Origin of the sequence: uncultured Shewanella sp. (assembly GCF_947501225.1) — a bacterium.
In the GTDB taxonomy this organism is placed as follows: Bacteria; Pseudomonadota; Gammaproteobacteria; order Enterobacterales; family Shewanellaceae; genus Shewanella.
Genome location: NZ_CANMUW010000009.1, coordinates 128,377 through 148,795, shown reverse-complemented (window position 1 = coordinate 148,795; position 20,419 = coordinate 128,377). Strand labels below are relative to the sequence as shown.

Annotated in this window: 17 protein-coding genes and 1 riboswitch; all 17 genes read left to right on the top strand. The window is 50.1% G+C overall.

Translation table 11 applies throughout. The features are described 5' to 3' along the window. Positions 1 to 375: 375 nt before the first annotated feature. On the top strand, positions 376 to 1,374 hold the full coding sequence (locus Q1B47_RS14230; RefSeq protein ID WP_299794908.1) for a DUF4382 domain-containing protein: 999 nt from the start codon (positions 376 to 378) through the stop codon (positions 1,372 to 1,374). Positions 1,375 to 1,820: 446 nt separating this feature from the next. Continuing rightward, the gene (locus tag Q1B47_RS14225; RefSeq protein WP_299794906.1) at positions 1,821 to 3,011 is read left to right on the top strand and encodes an efflux RND transporter periplasmic adaptor subunit; all 1,191 of its coding nucleotides are present in this window, start codon (positions 1,821 to 1,823) and stop codon (positions 3,009 to 3,011) included. A 3-nt stretch (positions 3,012 to 3,014) separates the two neighbouring features. After that, a complete protein-coding gene (locus Q1B47_RS14220) occupies positions 3,015 to 6,197 on the top strand; it encodes an efflux RND transporter permease subunit (RefSeq protein WP_299794904.1) in 3,183 nt (1,060 codons plus the stop codon). Positions 6,198 to 6,558: 361 nt separating this feature from the next. Next, positions 6,559 to 6,729, top strand: a riboswitch (cobalamin riboswitch). A gap of 161 nt (positions 6,730 to 6,890) precedes the next feature. Further along, on the top strand, positions 6,891 to 8,741 hold the full coding sequence (locus Q1B47_RS14215; protein WP_299794902.1) for a TonB-dependent receptor: 1,851 nt from the start codon (positions 6,891 to 6,893) through the stop codon (positions 8,739 to 8,741). Between the two features lie 52 nt (positions 8,742 to 8,793). Next, positions 8,794 to 9,606 (top strand): ABC transporter ATP-binding protein, encoded by an 813-nt coding sequence (locus tag Q1B47_RS14210; protein WP_299794900.1) that lies wholly within the window; start codon positions 8,794 to 8,796, stop codon positions 9,604 to 9,606. Continuing rightward, positions 9,593 to 10,603 carry an iron ABC transporter permease gene (locus Q1B47_RS14205; protein ID WP_299794898.1) on the top strand — a complete coding sequence of 337 codons (1,011 nt, stop codon included), beginning with the start codon at positions 9,593 to 9,595 and terminating at the stop codon, positions 10,601 to 10,603. Before Q1B47_RS14210 ends, Q1B47_RS14205 begins: the two co-directional genes overlap by 14 nt. Further along, positions 10,604 to 11,134, top strand: a complete 531-nt coding sequence (gene cobU, locus Q1B47_RS14200; protein ID WP_299794895.1) for a bifunctional adenosylcobinamide kinase/adenosylcobinamide-phosphate guanylyltransferase — start codon at positions 10,604 to 10,606, stop codon at positions 11,132 to 11,134. Position 11,135: 1 nt separating this feature from the next. Beyond that, positions 11,136 to 12,011, top strand: a complete 876-nt coding sequence (locus tag Q1B47_RS14195) for a cobalamin-binding protein (RefSeq protein WP_299794893.1) — start codon at positions 11,136 to 11,138, stop codon at positions 12,009 to 12,011. Further along, a complete protein-coding gene (gene cobU, locus Q1B47_RS14190; protein ID WP_299794891.1) occupies positions 12,008 to 12,577 on the top strand; it encodes a bifunctional adenosylcobinamide kinase/adenosylcobinamide-phosphate guanylyltransferase in 570 nt (189 codons plus the stop codon). Before Q1B47_RS14195 ends, cobU (Q1B47_RS14190) begins: the two co-directional genes overlap by 4 nt. After that, on the top strand, positions 12,574 to 13,215 hold the full coding sequence (locus Q1B47_RS14185) for a histidine phosphatase family protein (protein WP_299794889.1): 642 nt from the start codon (positions 12,574 to 12,576) through the stop codon (positions 13,213 to 13,215). The genes cobU (Q1B47_RS14190) and Q1B47_RS14185 overlap by 4 nt, the downstream gene beginning before the upstream one ends. Next, positions 13,216 to 14,292, top strand: a complete 1,077-nt coding sequence (locus Q1B47_RS14180; RefSeq protein ID WP_299794887.1) for a hypothetical protein — start codon at positions 13,216 to 13,218, stop codon at positions 14,290 to 14,292. It begins immediately after the preceding gene. Next, positions 14,289 to 15,758: a cobyric acid synthase gene (locus tag Q1B47_RS14175; protein ID WP_299794885.1), complete on the top strand. Its 1,470-nt coding sequence runs from the start codon at positions 14,289 to 14,291 to the stop codon at positions 15,756 to 15,758. The genes Q1B47_RS14180 and Q1B47_RS14175 overlap by 4 nt, the downstream gene beginning before the upstream one ends. Beyond that, entirely contained in the window at positions 15,758 to 17,122 is a 1,365-nt protein-coding gene (locus tag Q1B47_RS14170; RefSeq protein WP_299794883.1) for a cobyrinate a,c-diamide synthase, read from the top strand. The genes Q1B47_RS14175 and Q1B47_RS14170 overlap by 1 nt, the downstream gene beginning before the upstream one ends. Next, a complete protein-coding gene (gene cobS / locus Q1B47_RS14165) occupies positions 17,119 to 17,904 on the top strand; it encodes an adenosylcobinamide-GDP ribazoletransferase (protein WP_299794881.1) in 786 nt (261 codons plus the stop codon). Before Q1B47_RS14170 ends, cobS begins: the two co-directional genes overlap by 4 nt. Beyond that, a complete protein-coding gene (cobO, locus tag Q1B47_RS14160) occupies positions 17,901 to 18,485 on the top strand; it encodes a cob(I)yrinic acid a,c-diamide adenosyltransferase (RefSeq protein ID WP_299794879.1) in 585 nt (194 codons plus the stop codon). Before cobS ends, cobO begins: the two co-directional genes overlap by 4 nt. Before the next feature lie 26 nt (positions 18,486 to 18,511). Next, a complete protein-coding gene (locus tag Q1B47_RS14155; protein WP_299794877.1) occupies positions 18,512 to 19,519 on the top strand; it encodes a TIM barrel protein in 1,008 nt (335 codons plus the stop codon). Between the two features lie 279 nt (positions 19,520 to 19,798). Next, positions 19,799 to 20,377 carry a hypothetical protein gene (locus Q1B47_RS14150; protein ID WP_299794875.1) on the top strand — a complete coding sequence of 193 codons (579 nt, stop codon included), beginning with the start codon at positions 19,799 to 19,801 and terminating at the stop codon, positions 20,375 to 20,377. Positions 20,378 to 20,419 lie beyond the last annotated feature (42 nt).

Here is a 20,419-nt window from a genome sequence, read left to right as displayed (position 1 = left end):
TATTAAAAACCAAATGCATCGATTACCAGAAAAGAGAACCCTACCCGGCACTCTGCGCTTATTGGCTAATAAACAGATTTAAGCTTCATTGCTTCTTACTTCCGACTCCAATAATAGTCCACACAAAACATCATCTCACAGAAAGGTACATTTTTTTAACCGTTTTAACTCAATGTTGATACAGATCAACAACCATAAGCCAGTTATGCTCCGAAATCTTGTTAATAGAAACAGACCTGAAACCGGCTAAGTACAATGCAACTAGACCTTAGTCGTAACACGGTTAACCTTTGAGCAACAATTGATCTAAATCAAAAACGGATACCTACAAAGGAGTATTATTAGTAAAAATTCATACAAAAATTTGGCCCTACAATGAAATCTAATACAGCACTCCTATTACTGTCATCACTACTACTGGTTAACGCTTGCGGAAGTGACAGCTCTGAACCTGAAAAAGAACAGATATTGCCTACAGGTAAGCTGTCAATTGCCATATCTGATTCCCCTATGGCTGGTGTTTCTCGTTTAGGTTTAGTTTTGGATGAATTAGTGATGACAGATTCGGCTGGTGTCGTACACAGACACGACCTGCAAGATATGTCATTTAATCTACTCGATTACCAAGGAATGGATAGTCATATGGTAATCGAAGGGGTTGATATGCCTGCAGGGCATTACCACGATGCATATATCACTATTCATCAGGGTGATGGAAACCAGGGGTGTTATCTGGAGAATGGACAGGGGCGCCATGGACTGCGCGTAACAGATGGACGCCTACCGGTTCAGGATTTTGAACTGGTTGCTGGGCAGCATCTTTCCCTTACGATGGAGATCGATCTCTATCGCGGTCTCGCCTATCATCAAGGTCAATATGAGTTACGCCATCAGGGAATGTGGAGTATAGATAACCGCTATATGGGACACCTGATTGGCGAAGTCGATCCACAATGGATAGCCGACTGCGAAACCACTCATTTAGACTTAGCTCCAACAGGCGGACAGTTCACTCACCTTGCATACCTTTACCCTGCCAGCGTCACTGACATATCTCAGATGGCAGATATGGGAACAACACCTCCGGATGGGTATACAGCTCCATATGCTGTGAGCCCTATGATGCAGGATTATGACGGTAACTGGCATTTCGCCATGGGATATTTGCCTGCAGGTGAGTACCGGGTTGGCTATAGTTGTTTAGGTCACCTGGATGATCCGATTGCCGACGATATAACGAGTGGCCCGTTCGAGATATTTAAAGATTCTGGTTCGATTACCATAGAAACGGGAACGCAAGGTGGACGTCGGACGGTACATGAATGTGGCAGAGGCAACGGTGGCCACCATGGTGGTGGAAGACACGGCGGTTAACTCTTAATACCAGGGCTTCAGTTTTGAAGCCCTCTTTCCTTAGAAGGGCTACAGCCCTGCTTTCAAGCTATCAAATTTCAGCATCTCAAACTAACATGATATGTCACTTGGCAACCCCCCCGTCAATATACCGTTATTCATGCCCTCACGCTCAGCATTATAAACTACACAAATTGTAACAACCGATACTGAGCGACATAAAACTCTTGTTTGTTATCGATTAGTTATAATGTGATTATTCATATACTTATTAAAAAACATAACGATTCCCTCCATAATCATATAGATGACATACATTTTTACACAATCAAGCTGTAACATTGACTCAGATCAATTAACATACTGAACTTGAAATTATTCTTTCGCCAAATGATATAGCGCATGCCCAGCAAACGGCATGTGATTACGTCGTAATAATAAACTGGCTTCAACAAGAGGAAGTGTTCGTGGCTACAATAAAACAGATTATTTTGCCTATTGTCGTACTATCTGTCGGGGTCGGCGGTTTAGTTGCACTGTCGGCGATGAAGAAACCTCCGGAAGAGAAGGAAGCGGTAGATAACACCCCACTCGTCGCCGTCAAGCAGGTTGAGATCGAGCCGATGACATTCTCAGTAAGCTCTTACGGTGTTGTCAGCGCAAAGTATGAAACTGAACTCGTCTCACAGGTAAACGGTGAGATAGTCTTCCTGTCGGAGAGTTTTGTGCGCGGCGGATTTGTTAAGAAAGGCACCGTTCTTGCCAAAATTGACTCCAGTGATTACGACGCCGATCTTATCGATGCCGAAGCCAATGTCGCATCCGCCAGGGCAACCCTGGTTCAGGAAAAAGCCTACGGTAAGGTAGCCGAAGAGGAGTGGAAACGCATTAAGGATGGCGTACCGACCGAACTCAGCCTCAGGAAACCCCAGCTGGCACAAGAGATAGCCAAGCTAAACTCCTCAGAAGCGGGTCTTAAACGTGCGTTGAGAAATGTCGAGCGCACGACTATCAGGGCGCCTTATGATGCACTAATCGAGAGCAGAAATATCGGTTTAGGCTCCTATGTCAGCAAAGGAACCCCTCTGGGGAAGGTGCTAAATACCGATAACGCAGAAGTTCGTCTCCCTCTTGCAGATAAAGAGCTTCAATACCTGGCCAAAAAAGGTAAGGATGCCAAGGTGACTCTGACAGCAGAGCTCGGTGGAAAACAGCAACAATGGTCAGGCACCATAGTACGCAGCGAAGGCGTCATCGACAGCCGTAGCCGTATGACCTATCTGGTGGCGGAGGTTATCGACCCATATGGGCTCAAGTCGGGTAACAATGAGCTCAGATACGGCACCTATGTTACGGCCTCTATTGCCGGCAACGATGCAGGTGATGTCGCAGTAGTCCCCAGACACCTAATCGTGAATGGGCAGATTGCAGTATTGGATGATGAGAAGAGGTTACGATACAAGCCGGTTAATGTCATTCGCCAGTTTGGTGCAGAGGTCGTGATCTCTGCGGGACTTGAGCAAGGGATGAACATCATCACCTCGGCACTGGATTATCCGGTAGAGGGGATGCAACTGGCTTTGCCTGAAGATAAGATCTTACAAGAGGATGACTCTAAGGCGAGTGAGACTCAGCTAGCCATGGAAGATAAGGAGTAGATGATGCCGGATGTAAATAGAGGCATCATCTCATGGTTTGCCCGCAACAGTGTCGCGGCTAACCTTCTGATGCTTATTATCATAATAGGCGGTCTCCTGACCGCCGATACCATACGTAAACAGTTCTTCCCTCAGGTAGAGATTAACTGGGTCGAATTTAATGCCTTCTACCCGGGGGCCGCACCGCAAGAGGTCGAGGAAGGGATCACCATTAAGGTTGAAGAAGCCCTCGAAAGTGTTCAGGGGCTTAAACGTGTTATCACCTACTCGAATCGAAACTCGGCCAGGGGCTACTTTCGAATCGAAGACTCCTACGATCCTCAGGTAGTGTTAGATGAAATAAAGTCAGAAATCGATTCCATTTCCAGCTTCCCCGATGGCATGGAGCGCCCTAAGGTAGAGCGGATAAAACTCCGCCAGGAAGTGCTCTACATGAGCCTGTATGGTGATATGACGCCGAGGCAGCTCAAAGAGCTTGGAGAGAAGATCCATGATGAACTAATGCAACTACCTCTGGTTAATATCACCGACTTTTACGGTGGACTCGACTATGAGATAGCCATTGAGGTGAGTAAAGACAGGCTGCGAGAGTTCGGGCTCAGCTTTAACGACGTTGCCGAAGCCGTCAGAGGACACTCCCGCAACATGTCTGCGGGTCAGATAAGAGCCGAAAATGGCTATATAAACCTGCGTGTTCAAAAGCAGGCCTATGTGGGATATGAGTTTGAGAACCTGCCCCTGATCACGCTCGATGATGGAACCACTGTACTGCTGGGCGATATCGCAACGGTAGTGGATGGCTTTCAGGAGGGGATCCAATACTCTAAATTTAACGGCAAAAATTCGGTGACCTTCTTTATCGGCGCCGCTAACGATCAGAGCATGACAGATGTCGCCGATGTGGTGAAGGCCTACGTGGCCGATAAACAAGAGGTGTTACCGGAAGGTCTTAAACTCGAGACATGGGTCGACATGACCTACTATCTCGAGGGGCGACTGGATTTGATGCTGGATAGCATGAAAACAGGTGCTGTCCTGGTATTCCTGATGCTGGCACTGTTTCTTCGCGTTCGTCTGGCGTTCTGGGTGATGATGGGGCTGCCGGTCTGCTTCCTGGGTACCTTGCTGTTCATGCCAATGGCAATGATAGATGTCACGGTTAACGTTATCAGCCTGTTCGCCTTCATCTTAGTGCTTGGTATTGTAGTCGATGATGCTATCGTCATGGGTGAGAGTGCCCATGACGAGTGTGAACGAAATGGCCAGAGCCTGGATAATGTCATCCGCGGCGTAAAACGCGTTGCCATGCCCGCCACCTTCGGCGTACTGACAACCATAGCCGCATTTCTACCTCTGACTATCGGCGATGGCCCCTCCTCAGCCTTCGGTAAGGCTATCGGTTATGTGGTGATTCTCTGTCTGCTGTTTTCGCTGGTCGAATCTAAGCTTATCTTGCCGGCTCACCTGGCACGTATGAAGCAAAAGACCATAGTTAAACCCGGATCTAAAAACCCGATAGACTGGCTACGTAACGGAGTTAACTTCGTTCAGGGTAAGGTCGACTCAAATCTGAAAACACTGATCCAGAATGTCTATCGCCCCACCCTCACACTGGCCGTAGAGTATCGGTATACGATTATCACGCTGTTCATCAGTTTCATACTGATCTGCGCCGGTTTATATGCAGGCGGTATGATACGTTACATCGGACAGCCTAAGATCCCCCATGACTTTCCGCGAGTCTCATTTGAGATGAACGTAGATGCTTCAGAGAAGGCGACACTCTCCGCAGCACTGGCCATCGAAGAGGCTATCTACAATGTCGATAAACGCCTCGAAGAGGAATATGGTCAGGGCATGATCTCAGATATGCAGGTCGATCTCGAGGGGCGTACCTCGGCTAAAGTAATGACTAAGTTGGTGGATCCTGAGATAAGACCGCTCGATACATTCGAGCTGGCAGAGCTATGGCGTCAGGCAATGCCGCTCATACCGGGGATGAAGTCGTTCCAGGTACAAGATAACCTGTTTGGTGGCGGACGTGACGATGGCGACATCAGTTTCCGTCTCGAGGGTAAACATGAAGAGCAGCTGGTAGCCGCATCGAAAGAGCTTAAGGCTAAACTCGCCACACTCAAAGGGGTTAGCGATGTCAACGACAGCCGACAATCCAGCGCAAAAGAGGTGCAGTTCGAGCTAAAACCACAAGCCTACGGCCTTGGTCTGACGTTGGCTAATATTGCCTCACAGGTAGGTAACAGCTTCTACGGCCTGGAGGCGCAACGTATCTTAAGAAACGGAGAAGAGATCAAGGTGATGCTCCGTTACCCTGAAGAGCAACGTAACTCTATCGCTCAGGTATCTGAGGTATTGATTGTGACGCCTCAAGGTGCCGAAGTGCCATTGTCGGAAGTCGCGAACATCACTGTGACACAGGGGGTTAATGGTATTCGCCGTGAGAACGGTAACCGTACAATTAATGTCTGGGCCTCTGTCGATGCAGATCAGGCCGAGCCTTTTAAGCTGGCTCAGGATATCCGCGACAACTTTATACCTCAATTACTGAAGAAGTATCCGAGAGTAAAGAGTGAAGTGTCGGGTAATATTCAGGAGCAGATGGATAGCGCTAAGACTCAGCTACGAGACTTCGTCATCTCACTGCTGATCATCTACAGCCTGCTTGCAATCCCGCTGAAATCTTATTCGCAACCTATCATGATAATGGCCGTCATCCCATTCGGGGTTATCGGCTCCGTACTGGGTCATACAATAATGGGCATAGATCTCAGCGCCCTTTCGCTATTCGGTATCATTGCCGCGGCGGGTGTGGTTGTGAATGACTCGCTGGTTATGGTCGATTACATCAACAAGTCCAGAGAGTCAGGCATCGCGATGAAAATAGCGGTTCTTGAAGCCGGTTGTCGACGATTCCGAGCCATCATGCTGACCTCGCTGACTACATTTATTGGTTTGATGCCAATCATGACTGAGACCAGCATGCAGGCCAAGATGGTGATCCCAATGGCAACCTCCCTCGCCTTCGGCGTACTGTTTGCGACGGTGGTGACCTTGATGCTGATCCCATGCCTGTATCTGGCAATCGAAGATATGAAAAAGCTGTTTGGCAGTAAGTCTCGTGTGCATCACGAAGCGGACCATGGACTTAACCCTGAACTTATCAAATAGTCTTAGGGCTAATACTTCGCATTAAATACGTAAGCTGTTAGCCAGCCACAGAAACGCAATACAGAAATGCCACTCTATTATGAGTGGCATTTTTTTATAACGGGTTTGTGCAACGGTATAAAACTTGTTCGGCTAAATAGTATACCCGGTCATACTATTCTGTGCATTTTGTAACCAATATAAAAAACGCCCAATCCACCTTCGTGGATAATTTTGTAACACCCTGAATATAAAGGCGTATCTATCTAATTAAACACTATACATCAACCCTCTATAAAAAAGACTGTAAGAAGTAACAGTCTTTTCTGTTTTAAACTTTGTGTGTGATCTTTGACATGTTCAAGCAATGACATTATCGCTATATTCGCATCGACTAAAGGGCGTAATTTAACTTAATCGGGAACGTGGTGAGACCCCACGGCTGTACCTGCAACTGTAAACAGAGCGAAACATTAAGACCACTGGTAACACCGGGAAGGAATGTTTCTAGATGCTGTGAGCCAGGAAACCGACCCTGAAGAACTATTGACTCAAGCGGGTTTCTTGAGCAAGTAGACGATGCAGGTGGTCGGTTTACCCATTACTGAACATTACACACCTCTGTTATCTATTCGTCATTGAGCGTGAGCTAAGCATCATCGCCACGACGCATTTTCCCGCAAATTTCAAACTCAAATAAATTAAAGGTTAACCATGAGTTTTAAACTGCGACTTTCAGTACTAACTATCGCGATATGCCAGTCATTCTCTGCCGCCGCTACCGCACCTGCCAACCCGGTTGATGAAATCATTACGGTAACGGGTGACAGATTCGACAGCTCCGCGGATCAACAGCTTACCGTTATCAACACCATAGAGAGAGAAGAGATCGTCAGACTCAACCCTAAGTCTGTGGTCGACGTACTGGAAACCCTCCCCGGCGTCAGCGTTACCCGTAACGGCGGCGCCGGACAATCGGCCTCTATCAGCATGCGCGGCACTAACTCCAGCCATGTATTGGTACTCGTCGATGGCGTCCGTATCGGCTCGGCAACCCTGGGCGCTGTCAGCTTCAACGCCCTCACACCCGAAAATATTGAACGCATCGAAGTGGTCAAAGGACCGAGAGCCGCGGTCTGGGGTAGCGATGCTATCGGCGGTGTTATCCAGATCTTCACCCGAAAATTAGAGGGGGGCGAGTGGTTCGCCTCTGCCGAATATGGCAGTGATGAGTATATGCGTGGAAGCGCCGGTGTGGGTATAAGCCACGGCGACGGGCACACCAGCATCAGCATCAATCGTGAAAAGAGCGATGGATACGATATTAAAAACGATGCAGAAGATGACGATGATGGATATGACCGTCTGGGTGTGAGCGTTAACGGCCTGCAAAACCTAAGCGAGCAATGGCAGCTGACCTGGGCCGGACAGCTGGAGAGTGGTAACTACGAGTATGACAATATGGGTTATTACGGACCCGGTGTTAATGAGGCCGACTATGATAACTATCTGGTCAATGTTGCGGCGCAATATCAGAGTAAGAAGTTAACCAGTAAGTTAGCAGTAGGACAATCACGGGATAAAAATGAGAACTTTCGCGCAGATGATCCGAGTTTAGGCATCAATTTATATGAAACCACCCGGGATCAGGTTAACTGGAGTAACCGTTATGCTGCAAGCGACGACCTGACCTTCATCGGTGGCGTAGATTGGTCAAATGAATCTATCGAGGGTAATTATGCCGTAGACGAACGCGATCTGCTTGGCATCTATGGTCTGGCCCGCTACCAGATGGGCAAGTTTTTAATGGAGGGTGTAATTCGCTACGACGATGTGGAAAACATCGACAGCGAAACGTCATATAACACCAGTCTGGCGTATCAATTAAATGAGCAATGGCGAATCACAGCCAGTGCAGGCTCAGGCTTCAAGGCACCAAGCTTTAACGATCTCTACTGGCCGGGCTCAGGTAATCCGGAGCTGGTATCTGAGACATCCGAAAACCTGGATCTAACCCTCAACTACAGCGGCGACAACCTGCGTGGTTACCTCAGCATCTATCAAAACAAGATAGATAACCTTATCCAGTGGGCCCCAACCGGTGAGAAGGATGATTATGGCTATGACATCTGGAAGCCTGCCAATATCAAAGATGCCGAGATAACCGGTGTCGAACTCTCCCTTAACTACAGCACCTGGGATATCGAACACCAGCTGGGCTACAGCTATATCGACGCCGTAGATGGAGAGAGCGACGAGCAGTTAGTGGGACGCAGTGAGCATGAATTTGATTATGCAATCAGCTACGCCTGGTCTGAATTCGACCTGCTGGTTAACTATCACTATCAGGGCGAGCGTAACGCCGGCGATTATAACTATGACGGCGTGACTGACTACCTCGATGCCTATCATCAGATCGACATGAGTATAGGTTATAAGCTTACCGAAGCATGGCAGCTTCGTCTCAAGGCGAACAACCTGCTGGATGAAGAGATCATCTCGGATCGTAACTACTTCAGCCCCGGACGCCAGCTATTCCTGAGCGTGAGCTACCAGGCTTTTTAACCTCCATTGATCACAGCGCCGGTAAAGCCGGCGCAGTTTCGGATACCGCGTAATGCCAACGACAAATCAATCAAACACTCACATGGAAGTTAATCGCTTGAGTTGGGCAAGCCCGACTAAGCAAGTACTCGAAGATTTAAGCTTCACCATACAGAGGGGCGATTTTGTTGGGATCTTAGGCCCCAATGGGGTTGGAAAGTCATCCTTGCTGCGTTGCATGTATAAATATATGTCGCCGGACAGCGGTGATATCTTGCTGAACGGTCAGAATATCAGCACCATCTCACACCGTGAATTTGCAGCCAAAGTCGCAGTCGTGCTACAGCACACGCCCGTTGGCTTCTCGATGACGGCCAGACAGTTACTCGCCACCGGACTGATAAATCAACAAAGGTGGTGGCAACCCATAAACCATAGCGCCGAAAACAGAGAGATCGATAGGGTTTTAGCACTCGTCAGCCTGTCCGATAAATCAGAGCAGATATTTGAGTCACTCTCAGGCGGCGAGCAGCAACGACTGCTTATCGCCAGGGCCTTGCTGCAAAAACCCGAAATATTACTGCTCGACGAGCCTACTAATCACCTCGATGTCGGCTATCAGGTCGAGATCTTAAAACTGATCAAGAGTCTTGATATCACAGTTGTTGCCACCATTCACGATCTCAACCTTGCCAGCGCATTTTGCGACAAACTCCTGCTACTCAGAGAGGGGAAATTGATCAAGAGCGGTACACCGGCGCAGGTACTGACACCCGCCAGCATAGAAAATATATACGGAATTAAAACCGAGGTGGACAGGCACCCCAAGGGCGAGCACCCCAGGGTCACTTACCATTTCGACGGGGTATGCCATGAGGCTGTTTAACCCAAAACTCTTACTGACTCTACTGATCCCCCTTGCCGTGATATCTCCCCTGATAGCCATAGCACTAGGCACCGCCGATATCAGTGTATCTGAAGTGATGGGCGCAATTAATCGCACTATTTGGGCTCGGTTAGAGCCCGGATCCAGCATAACACTGGCAGATCGCATCATCATCGAATTGAGGATGCCGAGGGCATTGATGGCTATGGTTTGTGGCGCTGGGCTTGCCGTATCGGGCTCTGTACTACAAAGCGTAACCAGAAATCCACTTGCCGACCCCTACCTGTTCGGCATATCGGCCGGGGCATCACTGGGGGCCATTTTAGCTCTCACCGGAGGGCTTAGCCTCTTTCCCCTACCGGTCTGCGCATTTCTAGGCTCCTTGATCGCCGTCGCCGTAGTTGTGGTGATGGCACGAGATGGTCAGGTGGAAACCTTAGTGCTGTCAGGTGTCGCCATCTCCTTTCTGCTCTCATCTATCGCAAACCTGATTCTATATTTCGGCGATCCCCAGGCCATGCAGGCGGTACTGTTTTGGTCTCTGGGAAGCTTCAGCCGTGCAACCTGGAGCTCCTTGATGCTGCCGGGCGTTATTGTTATCACAGCAACCCTCATCATCTATCAGTTTCAGCGCCCACTTCAGGCACTGATGGCGGGCGATGAGAGCGCGCACACTCAGGGGGTTGCGGTTCTCCCACTGCGTTTAGGCATGTTAACCCTGACAGCCCTGATGACCTCATCATTAGTGGCGGCCTGCGGCGGTATTGGCTTTGTAGGTCTCATGGTGCCACATATCGTTCGCATGTTAATCGGCTCGGCTAGCTCAAGTTCCCTCATTGCAACGGCGCTGCTGGGCGGCGTGCTCATGGTGTGGGTCGATCTTACCGCAAGGATAGTTCTGCCATCTCAGGAGCTGCCTGTCGGTGTCATGACAGCCATGCTGGGCAGTGTATTTTTCATCGGCTTATTGGTTAAACGTAAACAGGGGCTCAAATAGATGAAGCAGTTAATTATCGGCGGCGCACGCTCCGGAAAGAGTCGTCTTGCTCAGGAATATGCCAAGGAGTGGCAGCAACGCACGGGTGGTGAGGTTGTCGTTGTTGCAACCGCAGAGGCAACCGATGGGGCCATGGCCAGACGAATAGCCCACCACCAATCTAATCGACCAGGTGACTGGAAGCTTGTGGAGACCCGTTTAGACCTGCCCCGAACCCTGTTAGAACAGAGCCGGAGTGCCAACCTCATCTTAGTCGACTGCCTTACCCTATGGCTGTCAAACATACAACTCAGTGACAGATGCTGGAAACGAGAGAAACAGGCCCTGCTTGACACGCTTTCAGACCTGCCCGGAGAGATTATCTTTATCGGTAACGAAGTCGGTCAGGGTGTGGTGCCGCTGGGCGAGTTATCACGTGAATTTGTCGATGAGTCCGGTTGGTTACATCAAAGCTTAGCGAAACGGGCCGACAAGGTGACGATGGCGATAGCCGGTCTGCCTCTGGTGATAAAGTCGGTGGAAGGGGTTTAATATGAAATGCCGCTCAATACTGCTCACCCTATCCCTGTTAGTCAGCACAGGTCTGAGCGCAAACACAGAAAAGCAGCCTCGCTTAGTCGTGCTATCACCCCATGCGGTCGAGATGTTATTCGAAATCGGTGCCGGTGACAGCATAATCGGTACGGTTGAGTATGCAGATTTCCCAATGGCAGCGAACCAGATCCGCCGTATCGGCCGTTATGACTTTATCGATTATGAGGCGGTAATGCTGCTCCAGCCCGATGCCATCATAGTCAACACCTCTACCACCTCCGCACCCATGTTAACCAGACTCGAAGAGCTGGGCTTTACCCTGGTCGATACCAGTGTAAGCGAGCTTAAGCAGATCCCAACGCGTTTGCTGGAGTTAGGAGAAGTGACAGGCCATCAGCAACAGGCCAGGCAAAGTGCCGATAAATTTGAAAACACCCTGGCCACAATAAAGCGTAAGTATCAGCACAAGTCCCGTATCGATCTCTTCTATCAGATTTGGCCTTCACCACTGACCACCACGGCGAGTCCCTGGATGAATGAGATCTTCACCGGTTGCGGCGCCAATAATGTCTTCGCCGGCAGTGTCAGCGACTACCCCCAGGTGAGTCTGGAGCAGGTTCTCTCCTCTACGCCCGAGATGATCATCAAACCCATATACCACGGCAATAGTAATCAGGAGGCGGTTAACTGGAGTGAATGGCCGGAGCTACCCGCCGTTGCCAATGAGCAGATCATCACCATAGAGGGCGATCTTATACACAGAACCGGGCCCAGGGTGCTCGAAGGGATGCTACAGATCTGTGAGAAGGTCGAACAGGCACGCAAACAGAAAATATATCAACCTAAAGAGCCTATTGAGGTGGTTAGCCGATGATCAGCTTGTATATCGGCGGTGCAAGAAGTGGTAAATCGGGCCTTGCCGAGCAGGAGGTGATGGATATTGCACTGCCGACAACCTATATCGCAACTGCCACGGCCAGTGAGTCTATGGCCGAGCGCATCGCCCTGCACCGTAAGCAGAGACCCGATGACTGGACGACAGCAGAGGTGCCGCTCGAACTTGCAGCGACCCTGACTGAATCGGGTGCAGACCAGAGCGTTATTATCGTCGACTGCCTCACTTTGTGGCTCACCAATCAGCTAATGGCAAAACGCAGCTTAGAGGCGGAGATCGAACATCTGTGCCAGACAATGGTTTCGCTTCGGTGCCACCTGGTGCTGGTCAGCACCGAGGTGGGCCAGAGCCTTATACCCGATGATGAGATGAGCCAGGAGTTTGTTACCGCAAGCGGACTCATGCACCAGAAGATTGCCGCCATCGCCGACTCCGTCAACTTTTGTCTGGGCGGACTGGCTATTCCATTGAAAGACCCCGCTAAGGCTTCGTCTCAACATCGCAAACCAGACAGCGGTAAATCAACCGATAAAGGTGCCATATGAAAAACGACACCCAATTTATCCTGCTACGCCATGGTCTACCCGAGGAGTCTGGATGCTTACTCGGTCGTACCAATCCGCCACTGACAGCGAAAGGCTGGCAGCAGATGGAACACAGCAGTGCTTCGCTGAAATTCGACATCATCATCAGTTCTCCGCTTATCAGGTGTCAGACATACGCACAGCACCTGGCTACCAAACATAACTGCCCCCTTTTCTGTGATGCCGCCTGGCAGGAGCTCGATTTCGGTCATTGGGATGGCGACAGTATCGCCAGGCTATGGGAGGACCCGGAGCAGGCATACGGCCAATATTGGCATGCCCCCTTCAAGCACACCCCACCAAACGGCGAGTCGACTTCTGATCTGTTGAAACGAGTGACGACGAGTATCGATGGACTGAGCCGTAAATACAGAGGCCAGCGTCTGTTAATCATCTGCCATTCAGGTGTCATGCGTATGGTCCTTGCGTGGCTTCTTTGCAGCACTCAAGAGAGCAACCCACATCTGAGCCGGGTCCAGCTCGAACATGCGGCGCTGCTGCACTTCAACACCTATATCGACGAAGAAGAGACCCTGTGGCCACAGCTTCAAGGCTTAATCAATCCGAGTGTATATCTTAACTCTTTGATGGATAAATAAATGAAAACGATCTGTTTTAATATCTTAAACGGCGCGGCGACCCATCTTCCCGGTCTGCATCAGCTCTCAGATGCAGGCGTAGGTCAAAATCTTATGCACCTTACTCCCACCAGAGATACTGAGCTTATCACCTGTGGCCGCAGCAGGACTCCACTGCCCGGGATAAAGGTAACCGGCGACGGCCTGCTGTCCAATCGTGGCGTAAGCCCGGCTGTGCTGACCCGTGGTCTGCTGAGGATGTTTTACAAGGCCGGTTACCGGATAGAGTTTAACAGCTTTAATTTCAATGTGCCTCAGCCTGAGGTTGAGGAGCAGGCGTGGCTCAGCGTTAACAACCACCTTGGTGGTATCGATAGCGATACCGACAGCTTAGTCAGTGATCATCTGCTGCCAACGTTAACCTCTCAGGCTGAGCGTGGCTGTTTCAGTATCCTTGCAGAATGCGGTGTGGGAGGCACGACGTTTTCCACACTCTGGCTGAGACTACTGACCGGCATCCGCCTCTCTCCGGCAGGCAGCACAAAGGATAAGCAAAAACTAGCCAGTAAATCTGCAGTTCTGACTCAGTTAGAGCAAACCTATCTAGACGAAAATCAACACTTTAACTTGGACAGCCTTCTGGGTGATACACAATTTCATGATGAAATTCAACGCGCCATCTGTAGTTTGGTGCGGCAGTGGCCAAACCACCTACCCCTGCCCCAATTTGCCGGCGGAATGATGTTCGTAGCGCCGCTGTTAGCTGCGAGGCGAGCTGAGAAGTTTAAACATGCCATTAAGATCTCCACTACACGTTGGGTACTCAAGGGAGATGGATTTCACGTATTAAATCATCTCGATAAAAAGGATGTGATTAGCGCCAATAACACCCGATTTACAACGTCTTCAATGGAGTGCCTCAACGTTTATGAGCAGGGGCAAGTCGTTGAGGGGTGCGGCCTGGGAGGATGCCTGGTACTCGCCGAGGAGCTGGGATGGAGTGAGATTAAGATCATCGAGTCACTGGAGCAGGCCGTTCACTGTCATCTTAACCATTTTACAGAGCAAGAAGCCACATTAGAGGAAAGCGTTGCATGAGCGGATACAAATTAATGGTGCAAGGCACCACGAGCGATGCTGGCAAGAGCGTTATGGTTGCCGGCCTTTGCCGGGTTCTGGCTCGTAAAGGTATCGACGTGGCACCATTCAAGCCACAAAATATGGCGCTCAACAGCGCCGTCACTCCCGATGGCGGCGAGATCGGACGCGCTCAGGCTGTGCAGGCTCAGGCATGTAATCTGCCCTTGAGCGTGCATATGAACCCGGTGCTGCTAAAGCCCAATACCGATACCGGCGCCCAGGTGATCATTCGCGGTAAGGCCATAGAAGATATGGATGCGGTCAGTTACCACACCTTTAAACCCCAATTACTCGAGATGGTATTAGAAAGTTTTGAGTGCCTGGGTAAAGGCATGCAGGCGAGACTGGTCGAGGGTGCGGGTAGCCCGGCCGAAGTAAACCTTAGAGAGCACGACATTGCCAACATGGGTTTTGCCCTCGCTGCAAATACGCCTGTGGTGATTGTTGCCGACATCGACAGAGGCGGGGTGTTCGCGCACCTCTACGGCACATTTGATCTGTTATCAGATGAAGAGAAGAAATTGGTTAAGGGTTTTATCATCAACCGTTTCCGGGGTGACGTAACTCTGCTCGAAAGCGGCCTGACCTGGCTCACTGAAAAGACCGGCGTGCCGGTTTTGGGCGTGGTGCCTTACCTGCATGGCCTGTATCTGGAAGCTGAAGATGCGATTAATCAGCAACAGCTCGATGATGATACCCATTTTAAAATCATCGTACCCGGCCTGCCACGAATAAGTAACCACACCGATTTCGATGCCCTGAGACTCCATCCCGGCGTCGATCTCTGTTTTGTTAAACCCGGTGATGACCTTCCTTCGGCCGATCTCATCATCTTGCCCGGCTCCAAGAGCGTGCGCGGGGATCTTAAGGCACTGAGGGATCGCAGCTGGGACAAGCAGATCGCACGTCATCTCAGATTCGGCGGCAAGTTAATTGGGATCTGTGGCGGCTATCAGATGCTGGGCAAGAGCATAAACGACCCCCATGGCGTCGAGGGCGAACCGGGAAAGAGTCACGGACTCGGATATCTCGATGTCACCACCACACTCACGACACAGAAAACCTTGAAGCAGGTAAGCGGTGAGCTGCAGCTCAACGGCAAGACTCATGGGGTTAAGGGATACGAGATCCATGCCGGTGTCAGTGAAGTAAAAGAAACACAACCTGTGACTCTGGGACAAGGCGCCGAAAGCCATTCAGATGGCGCGCTGTGTCGTGATAATCAAATCTTAGGTAGTTACCTGCACGGCATCTTCGATGAACCAGATGCCTGTAATGCCCTGCTGAATTGGGCTGGCTATGAGCAACAAACAGCGCGGGATATGTCGGTGCTCAGGGAGGAGAACCTTAATCGCCTCGCCGATAGCCTAGAGCAGTCATTAGATCTTGATTCACTATTTGGTGACATAGAGGGCTGGCGCTAATGAGCTGCAATAACGCCTATTGCCCCGCCCTGTTTGTCACGGCGCCAAGCAGCGACAGCGGTAAGACCACGCTGGTAGCCGCCATGGCAAGGTATTGGCGCAATCAGGGAAAGAAAGTCAGAGTCTTTAAAACCGGACCGGACTTTATCGATCCTATCTTTCACGAGTTCGCCAGTGGCTCTCCTGCCCATCAACTGGATCTTGGCATGATGGGCGAAACCATCTGCCGGCAACATCTCTTCCACGCTGCTCTGGAAGCCGATCTTATTCTTATCGAAGGTGTAATGGGCATGTTCGATGGGGCTAACAGCAGCGCCGATCTTGCAGCCAAATTCGGGATCCCGCTGCTTGCAGTGATCCCGGCGGCCAAGATGGCACAAACCTTCGGCGCGATCGCCTATGGTCTCGCCCACTATCAGGATAACGTTCATCTGTTCGGGGTGATCGCCAACTATGTCGGCAGCTCGGGGCATGCCGCCATGCTTGAAGATAGCCTGCCCGACGGCATCGAGTTTTGCGGCGCTATGCCCAGAGATAGCAGCCTCGCCCTGCCGGAGAGGCATCTCGGCCTGGTTCAGGCCAGCGAGATAGAGGGGATAGATGAGTGGCTCGACAGAGCAGCGAAAGCCCTGGGAGACAGCTGCGTACTGCCACTGCCTGAGCCCGTCAGTTTTGCGGCCCCGGACAGTGACTCGGCCATTTTTTTATCTTCAGCATCAAGATTAGCCCCGGTATCGCAGCCTTTGCGCGGCCATTCCATAGCCGTAGCCAAAGATGCCGCCTTCTCGTTTATCTACCGGGACAACATCACGCTACTCGAAAGCTTAGGTGTGGGGATTAAATACTTTTCCCCAATTCATGATGAGAGATTACCAACGGCAGACAGTCTCTACCTGCCGGGCGGTTACCCTGAGCTGCATCTGAAAGCACTGAGCGAAAACATCTCCATGTGCACCTCAATCAAACAGCATATTCAAAGCGGCAAGCCTACGCTCGCTGAGTGTGGCGGCATGCTCTATCTGCTTGAACAGTTAACGACGAAAGAGAGAGATACAGCGCAATTGGTAGGCGCCATCCCCGGGTTGGCAGCGATGCAGGAGAAGCTGCAAGGTCTGGGTATGCTTAGCGCCGATGTTTTCGGACACACCATGACCGGACACTGCTTTCACTACTCAACATCTGATATCCCCCTTCCGCCGGTTTCTGTCGCATCCCAGCCGGGTAAAACCCGTATGCAGGAGCCGGTGTACCTACAAGGCAACACCCTGGCCTCCTATGTTCATTGGTACCTGCCAAGTTCGCCCGAGCTTGTTTGCAAGCTGTTTCTGGGTCAACTCGATTCTGAAGATGGAGTCTCGATATGAAGCATCACCTGGGCGCCATATTCGCCGCCGCCAGTTTCTTAACCCGTTTACCTATGCCCCAATGGGTCAGTAAAGACAGCGAGGCTATCGCACAGGCCAGTCGCTGGTTTGCCTTGATAGGCCTGTTTATCGGCGTCGTTGCTGCTTGCTTGCTCTATAGCTTCACGGCATTGATGGGACAAGAGCTGGCCGTGGTGTTGACTCTGGTAGGGCTAATACTGCTAACCGGCGCATTTCATGAAGATGGACTGGCCGATCTCTGTGACGGGTTCGGCGGTGGCTGGGAGAGGAGCCGAAAGCTTACCATCATGAAAGATAGCCAGATAGGTGCCTATGGCGTATTGGCGCTGGTCGCCTCTTTTGCCATCAAGCTTACCGCCCTGACCCAGCTCTCACTGCCATTGGCCTGTAGTGCCCTGATCATCTGCCATGCCGGAAGCCGCGCCATCGCGGGGCTGGTGGCCATTTATCTTCCCTATGCCAGGGACTGTGACAGTAACCGCGACAACAGTAAGACGCCACAAAAAGATGCCGCATTGCCAATGAAAAACCGATTCATTCTCTGTATCTGTGGCGCCCTGCCTCTGGTTATCTTGCCCCTATCTGTCGCACTTGCGTTACTCACTGTATGGCTGGTGACATTTATCGGCTTGATTAGATTGATGCAGCGCCATATACAGGGCTATACCGGCGACACCTTAGGCGCCACGCAACAGATAGTCGAGATCGCAGGCCTGATATTTTTTGTTATCTATCACTTTCAAACTACGGTACCCCAATGAGTTATAACCCTAAAAAACAGAAGCAACACAAAGAGAATGTTGAAAAGGCCGTGGAAAATGCCCAGGAAGAGCGAGGTCAGGTGCTGATCATTACCGGTAACGGTAAGGGCAAGACAACTGCAGGTTTTGGCAATATCGTCCGCGCACTGGGCCATAAACAGGACGTCGCCGTGGTTCAGTTCGTTAAAGGTGTCGGTGAATGCGGCGAACGCAAGCTGCTCGAGTCCCGCGGCGTTCCCTTTCATACCATGGCAACCGGTTTTAGCTGGAACAGCGAAGACAAGGCCAAGGACAAACTCGCCGCACAGCAAGCCTGGCAGCAGGCCAAGGTTTGGCTGCAAGATCCTGAGCTCGATATGGTGCTGCTGGACGAACTCACTTACATGATCACCTGGGACTTTATCGATCTCGATGAGGTCATTACCACGCTTAAACAGAGACCAAAAGAGATGTCGGTCATTATCACAGGCAGAGCGGCCCACCGCGAGTTAAAGGAGTATGCCGACACCGTTAGCGAGGTGCGCCCTGAGAAGCACGCGTTTCATCAAGGCCTGAAGGCACGTAAAGGACTCGACTGGTAGACAAGCCGATATGGCAAGGTAAAGTGATGCAACAGTTAGCGAATATTACCGTGACCCCTAAGCCCGGCCACCTGTTCGATAGTTGGGATACTGCCGGTCAATGGCTCAGAAACATGAGTCTATCGGGTTTTGAGATCTATCCCCATGGCGAGCTCAATGCCGGAGATATCCCCGCTAAGCTCGTAGGTGGCTTTCATCTGCAATCCTTTCCCATCTTAACCCCCCTACTCTATAACGACAGCAGCAGGCTAATGAAGATATTTGGTGACTGGCAGACCGTTGAGCAGTTTTATGGCGGCACAGATGCCGACCATATTGTTATGGTGATGGTCAGCCAGCTCAATCTCGCCGCAGAGCTTAATGCCCCCTACGCCATATTCCACCCCATGGATTGCGACATGGAGCACCTGTTCAGCCAGAAATTTCCCTGGACATTGGACGACACCTTTACGGCCTGCGCCGAGCTGCTGAACTTAGCGCTAAAGCAAAGCAACTTTAAAGGCTGGTTGCTGTTTGAAAATATGTGGTGGAAGCAAAGTTTCAGGCTCGATAGCAGGCAGGAGTATGACGATCTTAGAAGCCGTATAAACCATGCCAAATGTGGGATCTGTTTCGACACAGGCCACATGATGGCGACCAACCCGCAGCTGAACAATGAGCCTGAAGCGATAACGTTTCTGCAGCAAAGGCTGCTGCAACTCGACCTCCATTCTGAGATTAAAACACTGCATTTAAACAGTAATTTACCGGCAATGAATCAGCTTAAAAATAACATAGATGCTGCCGCAAACTACAACGGATGCAAAGGTTTCTGGAAACAGTTTGAGTTGGCACTAAATCACATCACTAAACTTGACCCACACAATGGCTTTTACCGCTGCGACCTTGCTCAATTAGTTGAAACTATTGACCCTGGCTACCTTGTGCACGAGGTGTCACAAAACAATATTGAGCATTGGGAGCAGATGATTATAAATCAGCGAGACTGCCTCTTACCGACTGCAGATCAGCTTGCCTGGAAGAGATATGCCTGAATAAAGCCCTCTATTAACCAATAGTAATCGCTACCGGCATTTATAAATACAGGTGAAAAAATGGAGACATTCTCCACACCCAATAATCCCAGCACAACAAATTGCGACACAGATCACACTGAGTGTTCCCACCCCCCCTTGAATTCGAGAACCGCATCACGCAAACCTTGGTTTATTAGGGGGCGCTTACATTCATGATTCACTTAACATCACAACCCCACTCAAAACGTTAACATTTGATTTAAGATTTGAACGAAATTGATGAGTCGAGATTATCCTATGAAACCATTAGGTTGGATTTTATATGTAAGTAAAGATCTATTTTTAGAGGACAACATCTCTCTTACTGAAAATAATGACTATTGTGAAGGTTACCTTCAACCGATAAATGTGTTCATCTCTGATGATTCGTTAAAAAAAGTGGCATATTCATTATTGGCAACCCCAAGGCATGCAAACAGAATCCTTACCGCTACCAAAGTTGACGGACAAAAGGTCATCGCTAAGAAATACACCATACACAGTGACAGCGTTACAGACACTCTTGGTGAGGTAATATTTTTTATCCAGATAGATGGGTGCAGTGAGTTGGTGCTGAAGAATTTCTTTTTGGATGAAATACACCCCACAACAAATGGCGTGAACGATAGAAAAATAAAGCAAAAAACCAAAGATGTTGTAAAAATGGTCGCGCTAGGTCTTGGCCGTGACGAGGTCAGCGAGTTGTTCAACTTAACCAAACGAGGTGTCGACTACCATATTGATGTAGCTAAAGAGGTACTTGGGGCAAGCAACAAATCGAGTATGGTCTTCCAGGCAATGCAACAAGGTTGGTTAACCAGTCAACAGCATGCTTAATGAGGCCGTATAATGATATGGTGAGTATCATTATACCGAAGC